Below are 6517 nucleotides of genomic sequence, written 5' to 3'. Positions count from 1 at the left end.
AGAGCCTCTTTGCCACGCCCCCCGCCGCCACCCTCGCGGCGGTCTCCCTCGCGCTCGATCGCTCGAGGATGTCCCTCAGGTCATGGGTGTCGTACTTAAGTGCAGCTGCGAGGTCCGCATGGCCGGGCCTGGACCTTGTAACGGCTTTACTCCCCCTGACCGTCCGGTGCCCGGCAACCGCCATGGCCTCCTTCCAGTTCTCCCAGTCCAGGTTTTCAATGGTAAGTGCGATAGGGGAGCCGATGGTCCTGCCGAACCGGACTCCGGAGGTGATCTCAACGCGGTCCTTCTCTATCTTCTGCCTGCCCCCGCGGCCGTAACCTCCCTGCCTCCTGGCGAGGTCCGTGTCTATATGGAGGGCGGAGAGGGCAAGGCCCGACGGCACCCCGTCTATGAGTGCGGTAAGGCGGCTTCCGTGCGACTCTCCGGATGTAAGGTATCTGAGCATGGTTCCATCCCCTGAGCACTTAGATAAACACTTAAAAAAAATGCACCCCCGGCGGGGGTGCATTTTGGGGTGGTCAGCGGTCCCTCAGCCCTTGTCCAGTCCGGTGATAATGGTCGGGGTTATGAATATGAGCAGCTCCTTCTGGCTGTCCGAGACCGACTTGCTCTTGAAGAGCCAGCCGAGTATGGGGATGTCCTTCAAGAACGGTATCCCGCTTGTAGTGCTGCTCGTATCGGTTATGACGATACCGCCGATGACCGTCGTCTCACCGTCTCTCACGAGCACCTCGGTGTAGGCCTCTTTTTTGTTTATACTCGGCTCTCCGCCCGACGTCCTGTAGGTACCGATGGAGTTCCTGCTGGCCTTTATACTCATGAGGACGCTCCCGTCCGGCGTTATATGGGGGGTCACCGTAAGGCTCAGGTTGGCGTCTATGAAGGAAGTGGCCGTGCCGGAGGCCGAAGTGGTCTCAAACGGTATGGACTCACCCTGCTCTATCTTGGCTTCCTTGTTATCCAGCGTGGTAATCCTCGGCCTGGATATGGTCTTAACGACGCCTTCCTGCTCTCCCGCGGTGATACGGAGGTCGAGTATGGCGTTGCTCGCGCCGGCCTTGCCCAGTACGAACCCGAGTCCGCCGAGCGCACCCGCGGTACCGGTCGCGGGTAGGTTTACGGCATAGTTGCCGACGCCGGCTATGACCGGCCAGTCCTTCCTTGTCAGGTTGTGCACGCCCTCCGCGGCATCATCGACTATTGCAGTCTGGGCGGCGGGATCCATCTCGAACGACCCCAACTGCTCGGAGCTTCCGAAGATGCCCGTGTGGACCTTCGGGCCGCCGCCCTGGTAGTCAATCCCCCACTGGATACCGAGGTCGCGGGCGAAGCTCGACTCGGCCTCCACTATCCTCGCCTCTATGAGGACCTGCGGGGTGGGTATATCGACCCTCGATATGTAGTCCAGGGCCTCGTCTATGCCCTTCCTGGTATCCTTTATAACGAGGGTGTTGGTCGCCTCGTGGAATGTAGCGATGCCCCTGTCGCTTAAGAGCTCCTGGACCTGCGGTGCCAGTGTGGCGGCCTCGTCATAGCTGACCCTCACGTATTCCGTCTCGATCGACTCGAGCTTTTGCGCCGCAATCTTCGCCGCCAGGGCCGCCTCCTTCTCCCTCTTGATGGACTCCATGGGGGCCACCCTTATCACGTTGCCCTCCCGTACTTCGCCGAGCCCCTTACTCTTCAGTATCAGGTCGAAGGCCTGATCCCAGGGGACGTCCTTCAGCCGGAGCGTTATCTTGCCACTTACCTCGTCCGAGGCGATGATGTTCAGGTTGCTGACCTCGGCCAGGAGTTTCAATATGTCCGCGACCTCCGCGTCCGACAGGTCCAGGTCGATCCTGGTCCCGGTGAATTCGCCTGAAGAAACGGTCTCTCCCTCTTCGGCCGGGGCCACTTCGAGCCCTGTCGCCGTTACCATGGCGGTCTCACCAGCCATCGCAACAGGGGCGGCCAGCGGGAAGTCTATGTTCAACTCGGTGCCCTCGCCCGTGACCTCGTAGGAGGCCTGCTCCTTAAGGCTTATGAGTATACGGACCTCTCTCGAAGGCTCGACGGACGCCTGGTAGGAACTTATCCTGGCTACCGGCGTGGCAAGGGCGGTGGCATCGAGGGTCCTCTTGAGCTCCTCGGGTATTATCGCGTCCCGTATGCTCACGGTCACCGTCTTTCCGTCAAGCGACTCTTTGACCATGTAGTTCGGCTCGCCGGAACTCATAATGGCAATCCTCGCCTTGTTCCCTACCGTCTTGAAGTCGACACTCTCTATGAGCATCGGCTCCACCTCCGCCGGGGACTCAACGGCCACCTCCGCCGGGGACTCAACGGCCGCCTCCGCCGGGGGTTCTTCAATGGCCTCCGCCGGGGCAGGGGCCTCTTCTTCGACCGCGGCCACCTGAACGGGAGCGGCCTCAGCGGCCTGCAAGTCCGCCTCATCGCCGAACCTCACCACCAGCCTGTCTCTCTCTCTCCTCATGGTATGGGCCGGAACGGTCGGCAGGCGGGAATCGAATACGAGCCTTACCTTGTCGGGATGGATCCCCACCCTTATCCTCTCTATCTGCTCCCCGCTTACGGGGATATCCTTCTGTTCGATGGTGGCGTCCACGCCCCACACGTCTATAACAAGCCTTGCGGGGTCGTCGAGCCCAAAGGAGTTATAGCTGCCTATGGCCCCGTCGGCTATGACCGTGAAGACCGAGGTGCCGTCTTCCCGCGCCGAAGCCACCTGGATGAGTCTGGTAGCGGCCGGTAACGGCTCCTCACTGGTGACCTCCTCGATCACCGGGACCTCTACGGGCTCCTCGGCGGCCTCCTCAATCACCGGGACCTCTACCGCGGCCTCAGCCTCAGCCACCTCCAGTGCGGCTTCTTCCTCTTCCATGGCCAGCGGCTCCTCTTCGACCGCCCCGGCCTCGTCGGAGATATAGATATCTCTCGAAAGGTCGACAAGGAGGCTGTCCTCCCCGGACTTCACGTTGTGGTTTATACCCTCCCTGAGCCTTATCTCTATCCTGCCTATAGTCTTTTCGTCCTCACCGTAGGTCGAGGTGGTTATGGACGTCATGAAATTATTGTCCACCTCTATGGTATCGCTGACCTGTTCCATGTTCACGCCCGGCAGGTCCACTATAAGTCTCGGTGGGTCGGAAAGCCTGAAGGCGGTGTACTGTATGGCGCCGCTGGCCTCTACCAGTATGGCGTCCCCGTCCCCGACGACGCTTACAAGCTCTATGGTCACCGCACCCGCCGCCGGGACCTCCTCGGCCGTCGGCACCGGCTCGGCAACCGGTTGGGTCCGCGGGGCGCATCCGGCCACCGCGACCATGCCGGCCATTATGGTGTACAAAAATCCCTTCCTTGCTCTTACGGATCCTATATTCATAACTACCTCCATTGCTGAAAAGACTCTTCTTTTATAACGTCCGCCGGAATCCCGGGAAGCCCCAGCCGTCTCCGGAGCGGACCGATATGTGTGTCGAACCGTCCTACCCTCCCCCTTCCCTCTCCATTGGCAGGCCAATACTCTTCTCCACGGTATCCACCACCTGGCCCATATCATCCCGGACCTTCTCCTTCACGAATAGTTCCCTTCCCTCTATTCTTGAAATAACCCCCCGCTTATCCCCGAAGCGGTCCCCCGTCTTCACTATATACCTCTTTCCGTCGGGGGCCAGCACCAACGCCCTTGGGTCGTCCACGCCCGCCACGACCGCCAACAGGTTGAAGCGCTCCAGCGGACAGCACTCAAGGGGTCCCTTTCTGTAATCATCGTCGTCCCCTAATGCTACCGGCGCAACTATATAGGTCTGGAAGGGGTTACGCAGCACACCTTCCACGGGCACAAGAGGCTCCATGGGTTTTTCCGCCTCCGCCGGCGGGGCTACCCTCGGGGGAGGCGTGGCGACCGGGATGGCCTGGTCTAAGTCATCCTCCCCCCCTCCGCACGAGGCCAGAACAAGGGGAAGTGCCGCGATAACGATATATATAAACGGATATCTGCGCATATTGGTATCCTTTACTTAGGCGGCCCGGGAGGCGACGGCCCGGGAGACGACGGCCCGGCGGATACGAACCTGAAGGTCGTAGCCACGAAACTCGCACTGAGCTCCGGCGTACGGGAGTTGCCGGAACCCTTGGCGACCGAGACGTTAATGCTGCCTATATTGACTATCCTCGGCAGGGAGGCCACTTTCTCACAAAAGTGAAAGAGGCTCTCGTACCTTCCCGAGACTTCCATGTCTACCGGGACCTCGGCATAAAAATCCTTCAACACCTCCATGGAGGGCTGGAATAGCAGCAGGGTAAGCCCCGCCTCGTTACCCGCGTCGCTTATGCCGTCTATGAGAGACGGTATCTCCTTTTCGTTGGGCAGCTGGGCGAGCGCCAGCTTGAGCTTCCCCTCCAGTTCCTCCTTCTCCTTCTGGAACCTGGGGATGTCGCTCGCTATACGCCTGTTCTCCTGGAGCTTTATCGTGAGGATATCGAGTTCGTCGGTAAGTTCCGTGGCCTGCAGGCGTTTGGGCCCCAGGAGCGTACTGAACACAAGTCCGACTATGGCGATGTTAATCACCGCCAGGACCAGCACCCTCTGGTATAAGGGCCGCTTCAGTATAAGATCGGGCAAGCCTTTTATATCGATCGCCATCCGCTACCTCTGGTCCAGCCTTATGGAAAACTCCACCAGCCCTGCCGGGCTGTCCTTCTTCCCCGTACCCCTCTTGGCGACCTCAAGCTCCACGGCGCCCAGGGCCGGGTGCCTCTCGAGCCCCCGCATGAAGTCGGCCACCACTTCGTCCGTGGCGGCGAAGCCCTCGAGGACCACCACCGAGGGCGACTGGCGGAGCGAGGTGATCCATGCCTTCTCCGGGATGGCATCCGCCACCCTTGTGAAGAGGTTCACCGGCCCGCTCCGGCCCTTCTCGAGCCTCCCCACCACGTCGAGCTTGCCCTGCACGACCGCTTTCTGCTGCTTTATCTTGGAGAGCTCGCCCACCTCTATGGTGAGTCTCGCGAGCTCTTGCTGGCCATCGGCTATCTCTTCCTCAATCGCCGATACCTCGGAGGCCTTCAACACGTACAGCAGCAGACTAACCGCCACGACCAGAAACGTTATGAGGCCGGCCACGGTCAGCTGGAACCGTATGGTCTCCTTTTTCTTTGCCGCCCTTACGGGTAGAAGGTTTATGCGTATCATCTGTCGCCGAACCTCCTGGTACCGAGCCCCACGGCAACCCCGAAGTAGGGCGCCATCTCGCTCAGGTAGTCGGGGTCGAAGCGCTTGGGGTTACATATGAGCCCGTTAAACGGGTCCACCATCTCCACGGGCACCGCCGTCCTCTCCTGTACGACCGCCGAGAGGTCCTTGACCCTGGCCCCGCCGCCGCCGAGGAGCACCTTGCTGACCATAGCGCCGGGGGCCCCGCCCATGAAGAAGTCCACGGACCTCCTGACCTCAAGGGCCATATTGCCTGAGACGGCCGCTATCACCCCGGGCAGCTCTTCGGCGTCCACCCCGCTGACCTCCTTGCCCATCTTGAGGTCCTCGGCGTCCGAGAAGCTTATGTTGAAGTGCCTCTGTATCTCTTCGGTGAACTGGTTGCCGCCCATGGGCACCGACCGGGTGAAGACCGTAATGCCGCCGGATATGACGCTTATGCTCGTTATGCTCGCCCCTATGTTCACTACCGCAAGGTTCTCCTCCGGCGCCATGGAGTAGTTTATCTCTATCATGTTCTCCAAGGCGAAGCAGTCCACGTCCACCACGACCGGGTTCAGGCCGGCTTCCTTTATAACGTTGGTGTAGTCGTTTATGACGTCCTTCTTGACCGCGACGAGCATGACGTCCATCTGCCCCCTGCCCTCGGTATCCTCGCCGAGTATCTGGAAGTCTATGTTCACGTCCGACATGGGGAAGGGTATGTACTGCTCGGCCTCCCACTGGACGGATTCCCCGAGTTCTTCTTCGGTCATCGCGGGCAGGCTCACCTTCTTTATGATAACGGAGTGGCCGGTAAGCGCCGAGGCCGCGTCCACCGCCTTTATGCCCTGCTCCTTTATAAGCTCGGTTATCGTGTTGGTCACGGTCATAGAGTCTATGACCGAGCCGTCCACGATGGCCTCGGGCGGAAGGTACGCTATGCCGAGCTTCTTGAGCTCCCAGCCCTTCTTGGCCTGGTTAAGCTGCACCACCTTTATGGCGTTGGAGCCTATGTCGAGCGCGACGGCGTCCTTCTTACCGCTTAAAAACGGGATTTCCATCTTTACCTCTTGTAAAGGCGCGGCCGTATCAGCCGAAGACCTTGTCCTTCTCCGATATCTTAAGCCCCAGGGCCTGGATAATCTTCCTCTTGGTATCCACCCTGCACGAGTAGCCCTTCTCTATCCTGTCTATGGTAAGCGGTGAAACCCCGGCCTTGCGCGCAAGCTCGGACTTGCTGAGGAGCATACTCTCTCTTACCTTCTTAAGGCTGTTTTTTACCATTCCCATTGTCCCCACTCTACTTTCGGGCCT

The 6517-nt window shown here is 60.0% G+C and carries 7 protein-coding genes; all 7 read right to left on the bottom strand.

Going from position 1 to position 6517, the window contains the following annotated elements:
* Positions 1 to 448, bottom strand: a 448-nt coding sequence (locus V3W31_06500; protein MEE9614587.1) for a chorismate synthase, incomplete at its 3' end; no start/stop codon positions are given.
* An 84-nt stretch (positions 449 to 532) separates the two neighbouring features.
* Positions 533 to 3388: a type IV pilus secretin PilQ gene (gene pilQ, locus V3W31_06495; GenBank protein ID MEE9614586.1), complete on the bottom strand. Its 2856-nt coding sequence runs from the start codon at positions 3386 to 3388 to the stop codon at positions 533 to 535.
* 103 nt (positions 3389 to 3491) lie between these two features.
* Entirely contained in the window at positions 3492 to 4010 is a 519-nt protein-coding gene (locus V3W31_06490; GenBank protein MEE9614585.1) for a pilus assembly protein PilP, read from the bottom strand.
* A gap of 11 nt (positions 4011 to 4021) precedes the next feature.
* Entirely contained in the window at positions 4022 to 4651 is a 630-nt protein-coding gene (locus tag V3W31_06485; GenBank protein ID MEE9614584.1) for a type 4a pilus biogenesis protein PilO, read from the bottom strand.
* A gap of 3 nt (positions 4652 to 4654) precedes the next feature.
* On the bottom strand, positions 4655 to 5200 hold the full coding sequence (locus V3W31_06480) for a PilN domain-containing protein (protein MEE9614583.1): 546 nt from the start codon (positions 5198 to 5200) through the stop codon (positions 4655 to 4657).
* On the bottom strand, positions 5197 to 6264 hold the full coding sequence (pilM, locus tag V3W31_06475) for a type IV pilus assembly protein PilM (protein MEE9614582.1): 1068 nt from the start codon (positions 6262 to 6264) through the stop codon (positions 5197 to 5199). The genes V3W31_06480 and pilM overlap by 4 nt, the downstream gene beginning before the upstream one ends.
* A gap of 28 nt (positions 6265 to 6292) precedes the next feature.
* Entirely contained in the window at positions 6293 to 6487 is a 195-nt protein-coding gene (locus V3W31_06470; protein ID MEE9614581.1) for a helix-turn-helix domain-containing protein, read from the bottom strand.
* Between the last annotated feature and the right edge of the window lie 30 nt (positions 6488 to 6517).

This window comes from Thermodesulfobacteriota bacterium, from assembly GCA_036482575.1.
GTDB lineage: Bacteria > Desulfobacterota > GWC2-55-46 > GWC2-55-46 > JAUVFY01 > JAZGJJ01.
This window is presented reverse-complemented; position numbering and strand designations above follow the sequence as displayed.

Coding starts and splice junctions, on each gene's coding strand:
- pilQ (MEE9614586.1), bottom strand. CDS start 3,388: ATGAATATAGGATCCGTAAGAGCAAGGAAGGGATTTTTGTACACCATA.
- pilM (MEE9614582.1), bottom strand. CDS start 6,264: ATGGAAATCCCGTTTTTAAGCGGTAAGAAGGACGCCGTCGCGCTCGAC.
- V3W31_06480 (MEE9614583.1), bottom strand. CDS start 5,200: ATGATACGCATAAACCTTCTACCCGTAAGGGCGGCAAAGAAAAAGGAG.
- V3W31_06470 (MEE9614581.1), bottom strand. CDS start 6,487: ATGGTAAAAAACAGCCTTAAGAAGGTAAGAGAGAGTATGCTCCTCAGC.
- V3W31_06485 (MEE9614584.1), bottom strand. CDS start 4,651: ATGGCGATCGATATAAAAGGCTTGCCCGATCTTATACTGAAGCGGCCC.
- V3W31_06490 (MEE9614585.1), bottom strand. CDS start 4,010: ATGCGCAGATATCCGTTTATATATATCGTTATCGCGGCACTTCCCCTT.